This is a genomic window from Anaerotalea alkaliphila, assembly GCF_010179735.1.
Lineage (GTDB): Bacteria > Bacillota > Clostridia > Lachnospirales > Vallitaleaceae > Anaerotalea > Anaerotalea alkaliphila.
This window is the reverse complement of sequence record NZ_JAAEEH010000029.1, coordinates 22265-38244: the sequence shown is the minus strand read 5'-3', so window position 1 is coordinate 38244 and position 15980 is coordinate 22265. Positions and strand designations below refer to the sequence as shown.

Annotated in this window: 16 protein-coding genes; 14 read left to right on the top strand and 2 right to left on the bottom strand. The window is 56.1% G+C overall.

Going from position 1 to position 15980, the window contains the following annotated elements:
- Positions 1 to 239 precede the first annotated feature (239 nt).
- From ylxM to GXN74_RS10500, 13 genes are all read left to right on the top strand, one after another.
- Positions 240 to 614: a YlxM family DNA-binding protein gene (gene ylxM, locus GXN74_RS10560; RefSeq protein WP_162370904.1), complete on the top strand. Its 375-nt coding sequence runs from the start codon at positions 240 to 242 to the stop codon at positions 612 to 614.
- Between the two features lie 11 nt (positions 615 to 625).
- Positions 626 to 1963: a signal recognition particle protein gene (gene ffh / locus GXN74_RS10555; RefSeq protein WP_162370903.1), complete on the top strand. Its 1338-nt coding sequence runs from the start codon at positions 626 to 628 to the stop codon at positions 1961 to 1963.
- 57 nt (positions 1964 to 2020) lie between these two features.
- Positions 2021 to 2266: a 30S ribosomal protein S16 gene (gene rpsP / locus GXN74_RS10550; protein ID WP_162370902.1), complete on the top strand. Its 246-nt coding sequence runs from the start codon at positions 2021 to 2023 to the stop codon at positions 2264 to 2266.
- A 16-nt stretch (positions 2267 to 2282) separates the two neighbouring features.
- Positions 2283 to 2510, top strand: a complete 228-nt coding sequence (locus tag GXN74_RS10545; protein ID WP_162370901.1) for a KH domain-containing protein — start codon at positions 2283 to 2285, stop codon at positions 2508 to 2510.
- A gap of 96 nt (positions 2511 to 2606) precedes the next feature.
- Entirely contained in the window at positions 2607 to 3116 is a 510-nt protein-coding gene (gene rimM, locus GXN74_RS10540; RefSeq protein WP_162370900.1) for a ribosome maturation factor RimM, read from the top strand.
- A gap of 9 nt (positions 3117 to 3125) precedes the next feature.
- The gene (gene trmD / locus GXN74_RS10535) at positions 3126 to 3863 is read left to right on the top strand and encodes a tRNA (guanosine(37)-N1)-methyltransferase TrmD (protein ID WP_162370899.1); all 738 of its coding nucleotides are present in this window, start codon (positions 3126 to 3128) and stop codon (positions 3861 to 3863) included.
- A 104-nt stretch (positions 3864 to 3967) separates the two neighbouring features.
- Positions 3968 to 4312: a 50S ribosomal protein L19 gene (gene rplS, locus GXN74_RS10530; protein WP_162370898.1), complete on the top strand. Its 345-nt coding sequence runs from the start codon at positions 3968 to 3970 to the stop codon at positions 4310 to 4312.
- Positions 4313 to 4412: 100 nt separating this feature from the next.
- A complete protein-coding gene (lepB, locus tag GXN74_RS10525) occupies positions 4413 to 4970 on the top strand; it encodes a signal peptidase I (RefSeq protein WP_162370897.1) in 558 nt (185 codons plus the stop codon).
- 11 nt (positions 4971 to 4981) lie between these two features.
- The gene (gene ylqF / locus GXN74_RS10520) at positions 4982 to 5821 is read left to right on the top strand and encodes a ribosome biogenesis GTPase YlqF (protein ID WP_162370896.1); all 840 of its coding nucleotides are present in this window, start codon (positions 4982 to 4984) and stop codon (positions 5819 to 5821) included.
- Positions 5822 to 5893: 72 nt separating this feature from the next.
- Entirely contained in the window at positions 5894 to 8479 is a 2586-nt protein-coding gene (locus GXN74_RS10515; RefSeq protein ID WP_162370895.1) for an FAD-dependent oxidoreductase, read from the top strand.
- A gap of 94 nt (positions 8480 to 8573) precedes the next feature.
- Entirely contained in the window at positions 8574 to 9275 is a 702-nt protein-coding gene (locus GXN74_RS10510) for a DUF2161 family putative PD-(D/E)XK-type phosphodiesterase (protein WP_162370894.1), read from the top strand.
- A gap of 17 nt (positions 9276 to 9292) precedes the next feature.
- Positions 9293 to 10492, top strand: a complete 1200-nt coding sequence (gene ilvA / locus GXN74_RS10505; protein ID WP_162370893.1) for a threonine ammonia-lyase — start codon at positions 9293 to 9295, stop codon at positions 10490 to 10492.
- Positions 10493 to 10751: 259 nt separating this feature from the next.
- Complete coding sequence (locus tag GXN74_RS10500) at positions 10752 to 11582, top strand: stalk domain-containing protein (protein ID WP_162370892.1); 831 nt, start codon at positions 10752 to 10754, stop codon at positions 11580 to 11582.
- Between the two features lie 100 nt (positions 11583 to 11682).
- Here GXN74_RS10500 and nrdJ read toward each other — a convergent pair whose 3' ends face one another.
- Together nrdJ and GXN74_RS10490 are read right to left on the bottom strand one after the other, a co-directional pair.
- Complete coding sequence (gene nrdJ / locus GXN74_RS10495) at positions 11683 to 14037, bottom strand: ribonucleoside-triphosphate reductase, adenosylcobalamin-dependent (protein ID WP_162370891.1); 2355 nt, start codon at positions 14035 to 14037, stop codon at positions 11683 to 11685.
- Between the two features lie 338 nt (positions 14038 to 14375).
- Positions 14376 to 14609 carry a polya polymerase gene (locus GXN74_RS10490; protein ID WP_162370890.1) on the bottom strand — a complete coding sequence of 78 codons (234 nt, stop codon included), beginning with the start codon at positions 14607 to 14609 and terminating at the stop codon, positions 14376 to 14378.
- A 159-nt stretch (positions 14610 to 14768) separates the two neighbouring features.
- Here GXN74_RS10490 and GXN74_RS10485 point away from each other — a divergent pair, with 159 nt between their 5' ends.
- Positions 14769 to 15938, top strand: a complete 1170-nt coding sequence (locus GXN74_RS10485; RefSeq protein WP_162370889.1) for an iron-containing alcohol dehydrogenase — start codon at positions 14769 to 14771, stop codon at positions 15936 to 15938.
- Positions 15939 to 15980 lie beyond the last annotated feature (42 nt).

Below are 15980 nucleotides of genomic sequence, written 5' to 3'. Positions count from 1 at the left end.
CTACCTTTCTGATAGCGGCCACCTCGATGTATTGTATTTTGTCGCATGAGGTTCATTGTACACCATGACCGGAAGTGGGACATAATCATTTGCGTTACAATAGGACATTATCATATGTGAATCAGAGATGGAGGCGCTGTTTGAAAAATAGCCCTTGACAAGGGACGGGGAGGGACGTATAATACCATCTGTAAAGCAAATGACCTTAACAGTAAACGCTTGAAGCGATTGGCAGGTTTATGGGCAAAACAGAGGAAGAAGACGACCAAACCCTATACAAGACGATGCTGTACGATTTCTACTCCGAGCTTCTGACGGAACACCAGCGGGAAATCTACGAAATGTACCATTTCAGCGACTACTCCCTGGGGGAGATTTCCGAAGTCCTCGGCATCAGCAGGCCGGGCGTGCACGACGCGTTGAAACGCTGCGGCCGGCTCCTGGAAGACCTGGAGCGGAAGCTGCACCTGGTGGCCTCCTTCAACCGGAAAAAGGCCTTGGGCGAGCAGCTGGAGGCCCTGGCGTCGGACCTGGACCCGAAGATGGACCCGGCCGCACTGGCGGACAGGATTGCCCGGATCCAAGGGATCTGCAGGGAATTCACCGACCTTTAAGGAGGAACGATTTGGCATTTGAAAGTTTAACCGATAAATTCCAGAACATATTCCAGGGACTGAAAAAGAAGGGCAAATTGTCGGAGGCGGATGTGAAAGCGGCCATGAAGGAAGTCAAGATGGCCCTTTTGGAAGCGGACGTCAACTTCAAGGTGGTCAAGCAGTTCGTGGAGGCCGTCCGGGAGCGCTCCATCGGCCAGGAGGTCATGGAGAGCCTGACCCCGGGCCAGCATGTGATCAAAATCGTGCAGGAAGAGATGGTCCGCCTGATGGGTGCAGAGAAGACGGACCTTTCCTTCTCCCCAAAGCCTCCCACCGTCTTCATGATGGTGGGGCTCCAGGGGGCCGGAAAGACCACGACCTGCGCCAAGCTGGCCGGACTGCTCAAGAAGCAGGGCAAGAAGCCTTTGCTGGCGGCCTGCGACATCTACCGCCCCGCAGCCATCAAACAGTTGCAGGTGGTGGGAGGACAGCTGGGAATCCCCGTGTTCTCCATGGGGGACCAGCACGATCCCGTGGACATCTCCAAGGCTGCGGTCGCCCACGGCGTCCAGAACCATCACGACGTGGTGATCCTGGATACGGCCGGACGGCTGCACATCGACGAGGCCATGATGGAGGAACTGGTCGCCATCAAGGAGCAGATCGGTCCCCAGGAAGTGCTTTTGGTGGTGGATGCCATGACCGGGCAAGATGCGGTCAACGTGGCGGAAACCTTCAATGGGAAAATCGGCATCGACGGGGTCATCCTGACCAAGCTGGATGGGGACACCCGTGGAGGCGCGGCCCTTTCCGTGCGGGCGGTCACCCAGAAGCCCATCAAGTTCGCCTGCGTGGGGGAAAAGCTGACGGACATCGAGGTGTTCCATCCCCAACGGATGACATCCCGGATCCTGGGCATGGGAGACGTGCTCACCCTCATCGAGAAAGCACAGGAAAGCATGGATGGGAAGAAGGCGGCGGAGATGGAGCAGAAGCTCCGCAAGGCCGAGTTCACCTTTGAAGATTTCCTGGACCAGATGCAACAGATCAAAAAGATGGGCAGCCTCTCGGACCTGATGGGAATGATTCCCGGCATGGGCCAGCAGATGAAAAACGTGGAATTCGACGAAAAGGAACTTTCCAAAGTGGAAAGCATCATCCTTTCCATGACCAAGGCGGAACGGTCCGATCCGGACCTCCTTACCCCTTCCCGCAAGAAGCGGATCGCTGCAGGGTCTGGAAACTCCCTCCAGGATGTGAACCGTCTGGTGAAGCAGTACGAGGCTTCCAAGAAGATGATGAAGCAGATGGGCGGCATGATGAAAGGCAAAAAGGGTAAAAAAGGAATGTTCAACCTTCCTTTTTAGCATATCCCACAGGGATATGGCCATAGATCAATATGAAAATACAGGAGGTGAAATGCAATGGCAGTAAAAATGAGATTGAAGAGAATGGGTCAAAAGAAAGCGCCTTTTTATAGAATTGTTGTGGCTGACTCCAGATCCCCCAGGGACGGGAAGTTCATCGAGCAGGTAGGCTACTATGATCCCACCAAAAATCCCAGTGAAATCAAAATCGACGAGGAAATCGCGAAGAAATGGCTGGGAACAGGTGCTCAACCTTCCGATACAGTCAAGAAGCTTCTGAAAATCGCCGGCATCGTAGAATAATCTTCGGAGGTAGGCTATGAGGGAACTGGTAGAAATCATTGCAAAAGCGCTCGTAGACAATCCTGACGCGGTCGTTGTGAAAGAAGTGGAAGGCGAGAATGCCACAATCATCGAATTGCGGGTTGCGCCGGACGATATGGGCAAGGTGATCGGAAAGCAGGGAAGGATCGCCAAGGCAATCCGCTCTGTGGTGAAAGCCGCAGCCGCCAAATCGGACAAAAAAATCGTCGTGGAAATCCTTTAGGGGACCAGGACATCCGGAAGGAGGGGCAGACCTCTGGCAACCCATGCCCGCATGGGGCCAAGGGACTGCCCCTCCTTCCATTGAATGAGGTGCACTATGGAAGATTTCATTTATATTGGAAGGGTCGCAAACACCCACGGGATCAAAGGGGGCATGAAGATCTTCCCGACGACGGAGGACCCCCGACGGTTCGAACAACTGAAGAGCGTATGGCTGGAAAAGCCGGACGGCACCACGGTGAAGATGGACATCACCCAAATCAAATACTTCAAGAACTTTGTCCTGCTCCAGTTCGCCCAGGTCCAGACCATGACAGAGGCGGAAGGATACAAGCAGAGCATCGTGAAGATTCCCCGGTCCCAGGCGCTTCCCCTGGAAGAGGACGAGTACTACCTGGGGGACCTGTTGGGCATGGAAGTGTGGCTGGAGGACGGTTCCCGGCTGGGGACCTTGTCCGATGTGATTTTCACCGGCAGCAACGACGTCTATGTGGTGAAACGGGAGGAAGGCAAGGACTTGCTGCTGCCGGCAATAAAATCCTGCGTGCTGTCCGTGGACATGAAGGATCGCAGGATCCTTGTCCGGGTCCCGGCAGGCTTGTGGTAGGAGGTTCCCATGAAATTTACGGTTTTGACCCTTTTTCCTGAACACGTCCAGGCGGGTTTGGGAGCCAGCGTCATCGGAAAAGCCCTGGAAAGGGGAATCCTGGAACTTTCCTGCATCAACATCCGGGACTTCGCAGGGAACAAGCACAACCAGGTGGACGATTATCCCTATGGAGGAGGGGCTGGCATGGTCATGCAGCCCGGACCCATCCTCCGGGCCTACGAGAGCATCCAGCCCAGGCCCAAGAGGGTGGTCTACCTGACCCCCCAGGGGAAGACCTTCGACCAGGAAATGGCCTTTTCCCTGGCGAGGGAGGAGTCCCTGGTCTTCCTGTGCGGCCACTACGAGGGGGTGGACGAACGGATCATCGATCGGATCGTCACGGACGAGGTGTCCATCGGAGACTATATCCTCACAGGGGGGGAGATGGCCGCCATGGTCATGATCGACGCCATCGGGCGTTTGGTGGACGGGGTGCTGAGCAACAGCAGCTCCTATGAGAACGAAAGCTTCCATCAGGGGCTGCTGGAATACCCGCAATACACACGCCCCGCCGCATTCGAAGGGCAGGAGGTGCCGGAAGTGCTCCTTTCCGGGCACCACGGGAACATCGACCGGTGGCGCAGGGAACAGGCTTTGGTACGCACCCTGCGCAAGAGGCCGGACCTCCTGGAGAAGGCGGAACTTACGGAAAAGGACAGGGAATTCATCAGAAACTATTGCAAAGAGAACGGAATTGTGCTATAGTATGGAATTGTGAGTACGGATGTTCCGCTGGTAGTACACGAACGGTTTGGCAACAGTGGGAAGAATTCTATTGATGAACATCTATGGTGAAAGGAGGAACCGAAATGAGTGAAATAATCAGAGAGCTTGAACAGGCGCAAAAGAAGGATACAGTGGACGCATTTGCAGTAGGCGACACAGTAAGGGTATATGCCAAGATCAAAGAAGGAACACGCGAGAGAATCCAGATGTACGAAGGCGTGGTCTTGAAAAGACAAAACGGCGGAGCCAAAGAAAACTTTACCGTAAGAAGGATTTCTTATGGCATCGGCGTCGAAAAGACATGGCCTTTGCATTCCCCCAACATTGACAGGATCGAAGTCATCAGAAGGGGTAAAGTAAGGCGTGCAAAGCTGAACTACCTGAGAGACCGGATCGGCAAGGCCGCCAAGGTCAAAGAAAAAATGTAATGAAAGCAAGCGCGTACCATGTGTACGCGCTTGCTTTTTATGGCGTTTATGGTATAATATAGTTTATTGATAATCATTGTTAACAAGGCGGTGGCAGGGGATGTACGAAGAAGAAGAACAGCATTTTTTCAAGTCTGTAGCGGCAGGAATCCGCGATTTGCTCATTACACTGACCGTGGTATTTCTCATGGTCACCTACGTGGCCCAACTGACCAATGTATCTGGACAATCCATGTACCCTACGTTGAACGACCATGACTGGCTGGTCATCGAGAAGGTCAGCATGCGGATCACGCCGCTGGAACGTTTTGACGTCGTTGTCTTTCCCTACGCAAACAACGCCAAGGTCCACTACATCAAACGGATCATCGGCCTTCCGGGAGAGACCGTGGACATCAGGGACGGCAAGATTTATGTGGACGGCCAGGAATTGCAGGACCCCTTTGCCTATGAACCCATCTATGGAGAAGACTCCTTCACCACCAGCTTTCCCGTCACAGTGGGGGAAGGGGAGTACTTCGTCATGGGGGACAACCGGAACAACAGCTCCGACAGCCGCTATGCGGACGTGGGGCTGATTTCGCGGCAAAAAATCATCGGAAAGGCGCTTATCCGCGTCTTCCCCCTTACCCATATCGAGTTGATCGATCACAGCTAGGACGGAAAAATATGAATATACAATGGTATCCAGGACACATGACGAAGGCCAGACGGATGATGCAGGAAAACATAAAGCTGGTGGACGTGGTGGTGGAACTGGTGGATGCACGGGTTCCTGTCAGCAGCAGGAACCCTGAAATGGCCCAGATCACCAACAACAAGCCGCGGTTCGTGGTCCTGAACAAGATAGATCTGGCGGATCCCAAACGGACCGCCGAATGGATCCAGAAATTCAAGGAAGAGAGCCTGCCCTCCGTCTGCGTGAACGCCCGCACCGGAGAAGGGCTTCCCGCGGTCCTGACAGCGGCTAGGGAAGCCTGCAAGGACAAGATCGCCAGGGACAAGCGGAGGGGCATGATGAACCGCCCCATCCGTGCCATGATTGTGGGGATCCCCAATGTGGGGAAGTCCACTTTCATCAACAAGCTGGTGGGCAGGGCAACCGCAAAAACAGGCAACAAGCCTGGAGTGACCAAAGGGAAGCAATGGATCAAGATAAAAAAAGACATCGAACTGTTGGACACCCCGGGAATCCTCTGGCCCAAGTTCGAAGACCGCACGGTGGGTCTGCGTCTTGCCTTCATCGGATCCATCCGGGAGGAAATCTTGGATGCCGAAACGCTGGCCTTGGAACTGGTCCGTTTTTTCAAGAACGACTATAGGAACGATTTCCTCCAAAAATACCCCATCGAGGACTTTGAAGGGAAGGAGCCCCATGACATCTTGCGGGAAATGGCCAAAATGAGAAACCTGCTTGCGAGCCACGGGGAGCCGGATGTCCACAGGCTTTCGAAGATGTTCCTGGAGGAGTTCAGGAACGGCAAGATGGGCTCCTTCACCTTGGAATGAGCCCCGGAATTTTCCCGTGATCCGGTGCTTTTCCAACCAAGAAATGTCAAAAAAATAACGAGGAGGCGCACTATGAAAAAGCTTGAGCTGAAAGAGAACATCTGGTGGATCGGCGCTATCGACCACAATCTGCGTGTGTTCGACATCATCATGTACACGGAATTCGGCACCACCTACAACTCCTACCTGATCAAGGGAAGCGAGAAGACGGCGCTGGTGGAGACGGTGAAGTACACCTTCACGGAGGAGTATCTGGAGAAGCTTGCCCAGGAGGTTGACCTGACAAAGATCGATTACATCATAGTGGACCACACCGAACCGGACCATGCGGGAACCGTCGCCCATATTTTGGAAAAGTCCCCTGGTGCAGTGGTGGTGGGTTCCGAGCCGGCCATCCGCTTCATGAAGAACATCGCCAACCGGGAGTTCGAATCCATGGTGGTCGGGGACGGGGACTCCCTTTCACTGGGGGACAAGACCCTCCGGTTCATCAGCGCCCCCTTCCTCCACTGGCCGGACTCCATCTACACCTATGTGGTGGAGGACAAGGTTCTCTTCACCTGCGACTCCTTCGGCGCCCACTATGCTTTGGACGACATCCTGTATTCCAAGCTGGACAATGTGGGGAACTACCGGAAGGCCTTGAAATATTATTTTGACATGATTTTCGGACCATTCAAGAAATACATGCTCCAGGCGATCGACAAGATCAAGGACCTGGAGATCGACATGGTCTGCAACGGCCATGGACCCGTCCTGGACGAGAACCCCTGGGAAATCATCGAGCAGTCCCGGCTCTGGTCCCTGGAGGAGGAAGTGGAAGGGACCCATGTGGCCATCCCCTACGTCTCCGCCTACAGCTACACCAAGCAGCTCGCGCTGAAGATGGAGGAGGGCCTGAAGCAGGCAGGAGACATCCAGGTGCACCTCCATGACCTGGTTTGCGCGAAGGAAGGGGACGTGTTCGCGGACATCCACAAGTCCAAGGGCCTGCTCTTCGGTTCCCCCACCATCAACGGGGATGCCCTGCTCCCTATCATGGAAATCCTTGTGAAGCTGTCCCCCATCGTCCACGGCGGGAAGCTCGCTTCCGCCTTCGGATCCTACGGTTGGAGCGGCGAGGCGGTGGACAACATCGAACGCCGGCTGAAGGAGCTGCGGATGGAGGTGGTACCGGGATTCAAGGTGAACTTCAAGCCCAGCGAGGCGGCGCTGGAGGATGCGGTCGCTTTCGGAAGGACCTTCGGGGAATATGTCCTCGGAACGAAGACCTATGAGGAGCTGGTGCCGGAGGACCAGGACGAGGAAGATTTCGTCTATGACGGGACCATCCGGAAATGGCGCTGCGTTGTGTGCGGGGAGGTCTTCGAGGGCCCGCTTCCCCCAGCGATCTGCCCCGCCTGCGGTGCGACCAGGGAGCAGTTCGAGGAGTATGTGGACGAGACTGTCAGCTTCCGCTCGGAGGACCCCCTGCGCATCCTGATCATCGGGAACGGCGCTGCGGGAATCGCCACAGCGGATGCCATCCGCAAGCGGAACGGGGCGGCCACCGTCACCATCATCGACGAGGAGCCCAGCGCGGTGTACTACAAGCCCCTCCTTTCGGAATACCTGGCCAACGACGCCAAGGAGGAGGATCTGTTCCTTCATGGGCAGGACTGGTACGATGAGCTTGGCATCGAATTGCGCACCGGCTGCCAGGTGGCCTCCATCGACCCCCAGGCACAGGAAGCGGTCCTTTGCGACGGGGAACGCCTGCCCTACGACAGGCTGGTCCTGGCCGCAGGAGCCCGCAGCTTCGTGCCGCCCATCAAGAACGCCCAGCTGCCGGGGGTCTTCACCTTGCGTTCCCTCCAGAACGCCAATGCGATGAAGGAATACCTGGCCCACAGCCGGAAGGTGGTCATCGTGGGAGGCGGGCTGATCGGTCTGGAGGCCGCTTCGGAAATCCGGAAGAACGGTCTGGAAGTGACCGTGGTGGAAATCGCCGAACGGCTGCTGCCTAGACAGCTGGACGAGCAGGGCGCGCGGATCTTCGAACAGGCGATTGTGGATACGGGCATCGCCATGGTCAAGGGGGCGTCCGTAGTGGAAATACTTGGTTCGGACAAGGTGGAAGGGGTGCGCTTGAGCACCGGGGATACCTTGGAAGCGGATTTCGTCCTTGTGAGCGCCGGCGTGAAACCGGAGACGACCCTGGCGGCTTCCGCCGGCATCCGTTGCGAACGGGGTGTGGTGGTCGACCTGCAGATGCGGACCAATGTCCCCAACATCTACGCCGCTGGAGACGTGGCCGTATGTGAAGGCGTCAACTACTCCATCTGGCCGGAGGCCATCGAGCAGGGACGGGTAGCCGGGTCCAATGCGGTGGGAGACCACATGGACTACGAAGCCTACATCACCTCCAATGTGTTCAACGGTCTTGGAGTGAACATCTTCAGTGTGGGCAAGGTCAACTACGAGTCCACGGAAGGGCTGACACAGTTGCTCTTTGAAGACCCCGCGCCAGGCAAGGCAACCTACAAGAAATTGTACTTTGTGGACGACAAGCTGACCGGTGCGGTCATCATCGGCGACAACAAGAAGACCAAGAAGCTCATCAACGGCATCAAGCATGGAGCCGGTCCCATGGCCATGCTTTCCGTATTGAAGGGCTGACGGGAGTCGAGGCACAGGACTTGCCAGGGGGGGACCGGAAGGTCCTCCCTTTCTTGTGCGCTAGGAGGGCTCGGGACCGAAAGGAGGAGAGAGGATGGCGTTCCAGAGGGAAAGGGAACTGTATGCCCCCGTGCGGGCGTTTTTTGAAGGCTTGGGTTACCAGGTGCGGAGCGAGGTGGGGGATGCGGACCTGCTGGCGGTCAAGGAGGAGCATCTGGTGGCTGTGGAGCTGAAGCTGTCCCTGAATTTGAAACTGCTGGTGCAGACCACCCAGCGGCAAAAGACGGCGGATCTGGTGTATGCGGCCATCCCCCATCCTGGAAAGGCTCTGGTGCGGAAGGAATTCAGGAACAAGGTCCATCTCCTCCGGAGGTTGGGGGTGGGTCTTCTGCTGGTGGACAGGCTGGGGACGGTGGCCGTGTCCCAGGAACCGGTGGAAATGGACCTGCAGGCCCTGGTCCAGAGGAACAGGCGGAAACGCCAGTCGCTGGTAAAGGAATTCCATGGCAGAAGCTTGGAGCTGAACCAGGGAGGCGCCAACAGGGAAAAGCTGATGACCGCCTACAAGGAGGAATCCCTGCGGATCGCCTACCAACTGGAAAAGGCAGGACCCAAGGCGCCCAGGGAACTGAAAGGGTATCCTGGGGTGGAAAACCCCCAAAAAATCCTTTACAGGAACGTATACGGCTGGTATATTCATGAAGAACGGGGGCTGTATGGAATCGGCCCCCAGGGAAAGGCAGCGTTGTCGGAATATGAAAGCCTGGTGGAAATATTCGCCAGGGAAGACGAATAGGAGAAGAGAGGGAATCCATGGAATTCGAGCAGATACAAAGGGCGGCAGCCATCATTGCGCCCATGATCAAAAAAACGCCCTTGATCTACAGCAGCTTTTTCAGTCAGGAGTACAAGAACCAGGTGTACATCAAGCCGGAAAACCTGCAGGTGACAGGGGCTTTCAAAATCCGGGGGGCCTGCAACAAGATCAGCCAGCTGACCCAGGAACAGAAGGAGCGGGGACTGGTGGCCGCTTCCGCAGGAAACCACGCACAAGGGGTGGCCATGGCCGCCCAGCGGCTGGGGGTGGCGGCCACGATCGTGATGCCTGCCGCCACGCCGCTGATCAAGGTGGAGGCCACCCGTTCCTACGGGGCCGAAGTGGTCCTGTATGGGGACTGCTACGACGACGCCCATGGGAAGGCGATGCAGCTGGTGGCGGAGCACGGAATGACGCTGGTGCATCCCTTCGACGACGAAGAAGTGATTGCGGGGCAGGGGACCATAGGGATGGAAATCCTGGAAGAGCTTCCGGATGTGGACGTGGTGCTGGTGCCCATCGGCGGCGGCGGCCTGGCCAGCGGCGTGGCATTGGCCATCAAATCCATGAATCCGGCGGTCACCATCATCGGCGTGGAGCCCAAAGGCGCCCAGACATTGCGCAAATCCATCCAGAACGACCGGATTACGGAGCTGAAAAAGCTTTCTACCATAGCGGAAGGGGTGGCGGTGAAGAAGGCCGGCGTCCTGACCTACGCCATGGTGAAGGAGTATGTGGACGACATCGTCACGGTGGAGGATGTGGACATCATGGAAAGCTTCCTCCTTCTCCTGGAAAAGGAGAAGCTGATTGCGGAGAACGCGGGTGTACTGTCCCTGGCAGCCATCCGGAAGCTGCATCTTCACGACAAGAAGATCGTAAGCATCGTGAGCGGCGGAAACATCGACGTGGTCACGATTTCCGAGCTGATCAACCGGGGCCTGGTGGTCCGGGGAAGGGTCTTCTGCTTCGCGGTGGAACTGAGCGACACGCCGGGGGAGTTGACCAAAATATCCTCCATCCTTTCGGACGCCCGGGCGAACATCATCAAGCTGGACCACAACCAGTTCAAGACCATCGACCGGTTCCGGCATGTGCAGCTGGAAGTGACGGTCGAAACCAACGGCAAAAGGCATGTGAGCCAGATCAAAAAGGCGTTGCAGCATGCAGGCTATGAATTTGAAGTTGTCTATTGAGGTCATTCTGCCCGACATTTCGTTGTGCAAAATGCCAGGCAAGCAAAATAAACAGGAAAATATAGATAAATAAACCTTGCCATTTCTGTCTGGACATATGCTGCTTGCACAAATGATACAAAATCATTACGCAAGTATTTATTAATTGTTAACGAAATGTTACGTAAACCTGGAAAACTGCTGTCCGCCATGGTATAATGATTGCAGACAGGAGCGGCAACTCCCGCTTCGGTCGGTTTCTTAAACTATGGAGGTAAGCATGAAGAAAACGATCATCACAGTACTCATGGCCCTGACAATCCTTTTGCCGCATCTGAGCAGCACAGCACATGCGCAAACGACATCCCGGATCACCATCAGCGTCAACGGACAGACACTGGCGCTGGAGTCCAATCCCTATTATAAGAACGGATCCGTATATGCCCCGGCAAGGACAGTCCTGGAGGCGCTTGGAAGCAAGCAGCTGGCATGGAACGCAGCGGAAAAAAGCCTGCTTCTGGAGACCCCGGGCACGGTCGCCAAGGTCTACATCAATTCCAGGGCGGTCTACGCCAACGGAGAGCTGAAGCACCTGCCGGCACCGCCGGAGCTCCAGTATGGACGTTCCATGGTGCCGGTGCAAGGTCTTGCCAGGCTCATGGGCTTCGAGGTCCGATGGGACAACGGCACCCATACGCTGGAATTGACAAGGGAAGGGTTCGCCTTGGATCCCGCCCGTGTGAAGCAGCTGAGCTACACCAAGGAGGACCTCCAGTGGTTGTCCAAAATCGTGATGGCGGAAAGCGGCGGTTCTTCCCTGGACGGGAAACTGGCTGTTGCCAACGTGGTCCTGAACCGTGTGGAGAGTCCAAGCTTCCCCAACAGCGTCAAGGAAGTGATTTTCCAACGCAAATTCACCGTGCAGTTCCCGCCGGCCCACAAGGCGAGCTTCGCCACCCTGGTCCCCAACGTGGAATCCGTGACGGCAGCCAAAATGGCGCTGGAAGGGCACGACAACGTCCCGAATTCCCTTTATTTCAACAACACGCCTTTCAAAAGCAAGGCGAATTCCTTCATCGCCCTGATTGGAGGAAACTATTTCTACCGCTAGGATAGTCCACCGGTAGGCGCATTAAGGAAACAAAAGGAAATCCCGCCGACAAGCTTAGGGGCTTGTCGGCGGGATTTCCTTTTGCCCCGGGGGGGACGGATCAGCGCACCGGGCAGATCCCTGTGTCGCAGGCTGCTTCCTTGGCGTCGAACTCGTTTTCCTCGAACTCATACTTGGATAGCAGGGTGGGGATGAAGGGTTTCATGTTCCGCGCCATTTCCTCATAGGTGTCCTTTGTGATGGACTCGTAGGGAAGGAGCTGGTAGAAGTTGTCGTCCAGGGAAAGGAAGGAGAGGGCAACCACTTCATCCCAGTTCCGGTAGACCCATTCCTCCACCGCTTCCCACTCCTGGTCGCGGACATGGATGGTGATGGAGCAGTTGTGGTCCACATAGTTCTCCATGAAGAGCTTGTAGGTCTCCAACTGGTCCAGGGCGCTCACCTCGTACTTGGTCGTGCCTTCCGGGGCGGCCACAGGGAATTCGATGACCTTGGTGGTGCAGTTCTCCATGGTCTGCCCCACTTCGGGATGGATGGTGTACTCCAGTTCCTCGCAAACCTTGACCAAGGGGTCGTGGGCGCTGATCCGCACCCTCCGGATGTAGTAGGGGGAGTGGGAGTGGTGTACGCCGCTGGAAACCGTTGGCAGTTGGCTGAGGGTGCCCTCCGGCTTGACGGTGGTCACCAGGATGGGGGTGTTCTCGCCGATCTCCTCCGCGTATTCCTTGGCGGCGTCATGGGCGGATGCCCGCAGCTGCCTAAGGAGCTGGGCCTGTGCATCCTTGTCCAACCCGGCCTTGTTGGCCATGTCCTGCCAGCCGGTGAGGGAACAGCCGAGCAGCTTGTCCCGCTGCTGGACATTGTCCCATTCGGGGATTTCCAGTGTCACGCAGGTCATCCTGTATCCGGCCCGGGCAGAAAGACGCTGGGCTTCCAGCAGGCCTTCCAGATCCAGGCTTCCGTCTTCCCGCACGAAGGCGTAGACGTTGATGGTGGTGAGGTTGCAGAGCCCTTTGGAGTCCAGGAGGATTTCCCCGCAGGGGTTGACCCCGTTCATGTTGGGCCTGCGCTTGGCTCCGGCCTCCTCGTTCACCCAACCGGGCTCGCCGGAATAGCGCATCTGCTCCAGCTGCCAGTGCAAGTGCTCCCGGCTGGGCTTTTTGGTGTAGTAGATGGAGTTGTTGCTCATCTGGCGGTGGATGATGTCCTGGTCCACAATCCATTGTCCGTCGATCTGCTTGTAGAGGTTGCTCTTCGCCTCCACGCATTCCTTGTCGTCCGCATCCACCAAAACGATTTCCGCGGTCCTGCGGACACCGCCCACCACCACGTTCTCGCCGATGATGTTGGCGATGTCCAGGCAGTCGATGGGTTTGAGCTTGATGTATCGCTGCTCCTCGTAGATGGCCCGCTTCTTGATGATCTTGGCGATCTTGAGGAACATGTTCTTGACGCTCTGGTAGCCGCTGGCGGTTCCTCCGAAGGTCAGAAGGCGTTCGCCTTTGGGGCGCACATGGTTGTAGCTGATGATGATGGTGTTGATCTTCCGGTACTCGTTGCTGTAGATGATTTTGAAGAAGTAGTCCAGGGATTGGGTCCAGCCTTCCTTGCTGTCCCCGATGACGATCTTGCAGACGTTGTTGTGCAGGAACTGCAGGGAGGTGCTGTCTTCCCTCTGGTTTATGGGAATGGGGGTGTAATCCTCGTGGATGACCTCGAAATCCGCCCTGACCTTGGGGAGCTTGTCCACATCGGACTTCAGCACCCGGACACCCACGCCGGCGCCCACCATCAGAAGGTAGAAAAGGTCCTTGAAGGCGCTGAAGTTGTCGATGACCTGGAAGGCGCAGTTGTAGTTGGCCATGGGATAGTTCTTGGCCACTTCGGTGCCTCCCACCCAGAAGGTCCTGCCGGACACGAACTGCCGCAGGTTGAAGATGTTGTCGAACAGCTTCTCCGCTTCCTCCCTGGTGGTGGGTACAAGGCTGCAATTGTATTCCACCGCCCTGCGCACGGTTTCCCACCAGTACTCCCGGCGGTTTTCCTCCGGCAGCCACCTGGAATAGGTGCGGTAGTAGACGAAGCTCCCCAACTGGTTCATGGGATTGGGGTGATGCTTGTATTTGCTGATGAACTGGTCGGTCAGGATCCGGTTGGTGAGGTCCTTGCTCCGCTTCTCCCTTGACTTGTCCCGTTCATAACGGTACAGGATGTATTTCTTTGCCACATCCTTCCGGCTGGAATCCATCAGGGCCGTCTCCACCAGGTCCTGGATGCGCTCCACGGAAACGGCGGAGGAGTAGCTGCGGAGGGTTTCCTCGATGGTCTCCGTGATCTGTCCGGCCAGCGCATCGTCCACCCCTGCTTTTGTCGCACCCATGGCCAGTTTGATGGCGTTCTTGATCTTCTCCAGATCGAACTCCACAATGGTGTTGTTCCTTTTGATTACTTTCATCTAATGTCTCCCATACAAGATATTGTGCTGTTTTTGCTAGCAACATACAACATATTGTATCAGCAACAGGGTCCATCGTCAATAGCGGAAAAGTGGGCGGGGGAAAATTTCCTGCAGATGACCGGATATGCGGAAACGGGCTGCGTCGCCGGGAAGCAGGCTGCCTAAAGGCTGCCAGGCTGCGTCGCCGGGAAGGTCGCCTGAACGCAGGCTGCGCCTGCGTTCGAATGGCGGGAGGGGGCCGGAACAAGCGGGCTTGCCCCGGCCCCCTCCCGCCATTCGAAAAGGGGCTGTCCCACAAGTGGGACAGCCCCTTTTCAGGCTTTGGGATATTCAGATCAACCTCTGATCAGGTATTGCAGAAGCTTTTCCATGTCTTCGGGTTCCGAAGCGGTGATGTCGATTTCAGGGATGTTTCCATCCGAGAAGATCATTGCCAGGGAGAAGTATTGGGAAAGTTTTGATTTCAAATTGATGATGTCGCCTTCGGAGGTCTTCAGTTCTACGCGTCCCTTGCACTGGTCGACAACTTCAAAAAAACGTTCGATGTTTTTGATGTTCTTGATTTTCATAAGCCGGTCTCCTTTCTGTGGGTGGTGTTTCTGTTTGTCTAAATTATAACATTTTTCCAGGAAAAAGCAAATGAAATCCCGTTTCGGGGATTGCCAAATTTTGTTCCTGGAGGTACACTTGACTTGTACATAATTTCCTAATCGAAGAGGAGGGACCGTATGCAGTCATTTGAATTCAACAATCCAACCAAGATCATTTTCGGTCTGGACCAGGAAAACAAGGTGGGAAAAGAGATTGCGCCCTACAGCAGGAAAATCCTGCTGCATTATGGAGGCGGAAGCATCAAAATGAACGGGCTTTACGACAGGGTGGTTGCGGCCCTGAAGGACGAGGGAATCGAATTCGTGGAGTTGGGAGGGGTGCAGCCCAATCCACGGCTGTCGCTTGTAAGGGAAGGGGTGGACATCTGCAAGGCCCAGGGGCTCTCCTTCGTCCTGGCGGTGGGGGGCGGAAGCGTCATCGACTCCGCAAAAGCCATTGCCCTTGGAGCGCTTTACGAGGGGGATGTCTGGGACTTCTATACGGGGAAGGAGACACCTGCGGCTGCGTTGCCGGTGGGCACCATCCTGACCATTCCGGCGGCAGGCAGCGAATCCAGTACAGGCAGCGTGATCACCAACGACGACGGACAATGGAAACGCCCTGTGAATTCAGACCTGCTCTATCCCAAGTTTTCCATATTGAATCCGGCATTGGCCTTCTCCCTTCCCAAGTACCAGATCGGATGCGGAGCCACGGACATCCTGGCGCACTTGATGGAACGCTATTTCACCAACGTGGAGCACGTGGAGTTCACGGACCGTCTGATCGAGGCCACCATGAAGACGGTCCTCCACAACGTGCCCAAGATCCTGGACAACCACACCGACTACGACGCATGGGCGGAAGTCATGTGGGCAGGCACCATCGCCCACAACAATCTCCTGAACCAGGGCAGGGTGGGCGACTGGGGATCCCACGACATCGAGCATGAGATCAGCGGCATCTACGATGTGGCCCACGGAGCCGGGCTTGCGGTGGTGTTTCCCGCCTGGATGAAGTATGTCCACAAGCACGACCTGGACCGTTTCGTCCAGTTCGCGGTGCGGGTCTTCAACGTGGAGCAGGACTTCAAGGACAAGGAGGAGACGGCCTTGCGCGGCATCCGCGCCCTGGAGGAGTTCCTGATGAGGATCGGCATGCAGGTGCGCCTCAGCGGTCTGGGCATCCTGGACGACCGCCTGCACGAGATGGCAAGGAAGGGCACGCAGAACGACACCATCACCTTGGGCAATTTCGTTCCCCTGGGGGAAAAGGATGTGTACGAAATCCTGCGGCTGGCCATTTGAGCCGGACATCTTCCCTATTGAAAGAAATATACAATATTTTGA

Bases quoted from the DNA above. Each gene is read 5' to 3' on its own strand.
- GXN74_RS10545 (WP_162370901.1), top strand. From the start codon at position 2,283: ATGAGGGAACTGGTAGAAATCATTGCAAAAGCGCTCGTAGACAATCCT.
- ilvA (WP_162370893.1), top strand. From the start codon at position 9,293: ATGGAATTCGAGCAGATACAAAGGGCGGCAGCCATCATTGCGCCCATG.
- rplS (WP_162370898.1), top strand. From the start codon at position 3,968: ATGAGTGAAATAATCAGAGAGCTTGAACAGGCGCAAAAGAAGGATACA.
- GXN74_RS10510 (WP_162370894.1), top strand. From the start codon at position 8,574: ATGGCGTTCCAGAGGGAAAGGGAACTGTATGCCCCCGTGCGGGCGTTT.
- GXN74_RS10500 (WP_162370892.1), top strand. From the start codon at position 10,752: ATGAAGAAAACGATCATCACAGTACTCATGGCCCTGACAATCCTTTTG.
- GXN74_RS10515 (WP_162370895.1), top strand. From the start codon at position 5,894: ATGAAAAAGCTTGAGCTGAAAGAGAACATCTGGTGGATCGGCGCTATC.
- rpsP (WP_162370902.1), top strand. From the start codon at position 2,021: ATGGCAGTAAAAATGAGATTGAAGAGAATGGGTCAAAAGAAAGCGCCT.
- nrdJ (WP_162370891.1), bottom strand. From the start codon at position 14,037: ATGAAAGTAATCAAAAGGAACAACACCATTGTGGAGTTCGATCTGGAG.
- GXN74_RS10490 (WP_162370890.1), bottom strand. From the start codon at position 14,609: ATGAAAATCAAGAACATCAAAAACATCGAACGTTTTTTTGAAGTTGTC.
- trmD (WP_162370899.1), top strand. From the start codon at position 3,126: ATGAAATTTACGGTTTTGACCCTTTTTCCTGAACACGTCCAGGCGGGT.
- lepB (WP_162370897.1), top strand. From the start codon at position 4,413: ATGTACGAAGAAGAAGAACAGCATTTTTTCAAGTCTGTAGCGGCAGGA.
- GXN74_RS10485 (WP_162370889.1), top strand. From the start codon at position 14,769: ATGCAGTCATTTGAATTCAACAATCCAACCAAGATCATTTTCGGTCTG.
- ylqF (WP_162370896.1), top strand. From the start codon at position 4,982: ATGAATATACAATGGTATCCAGGACACATGACGAAGGCCAGACGGATG.
- ylxM (WP_162370904.1), top strand. From the start codon at position 240: ATGGGCAAAACAGAGGAAGAAGACGACCAAACCCTATACAAGACGATG.
- rimM (WP_162370900.1), top strand. From the start codon at position 2,607: ATGGAAGATTTCATTTATATTGGAAGGGTCGCAAACACCCACGGGATC.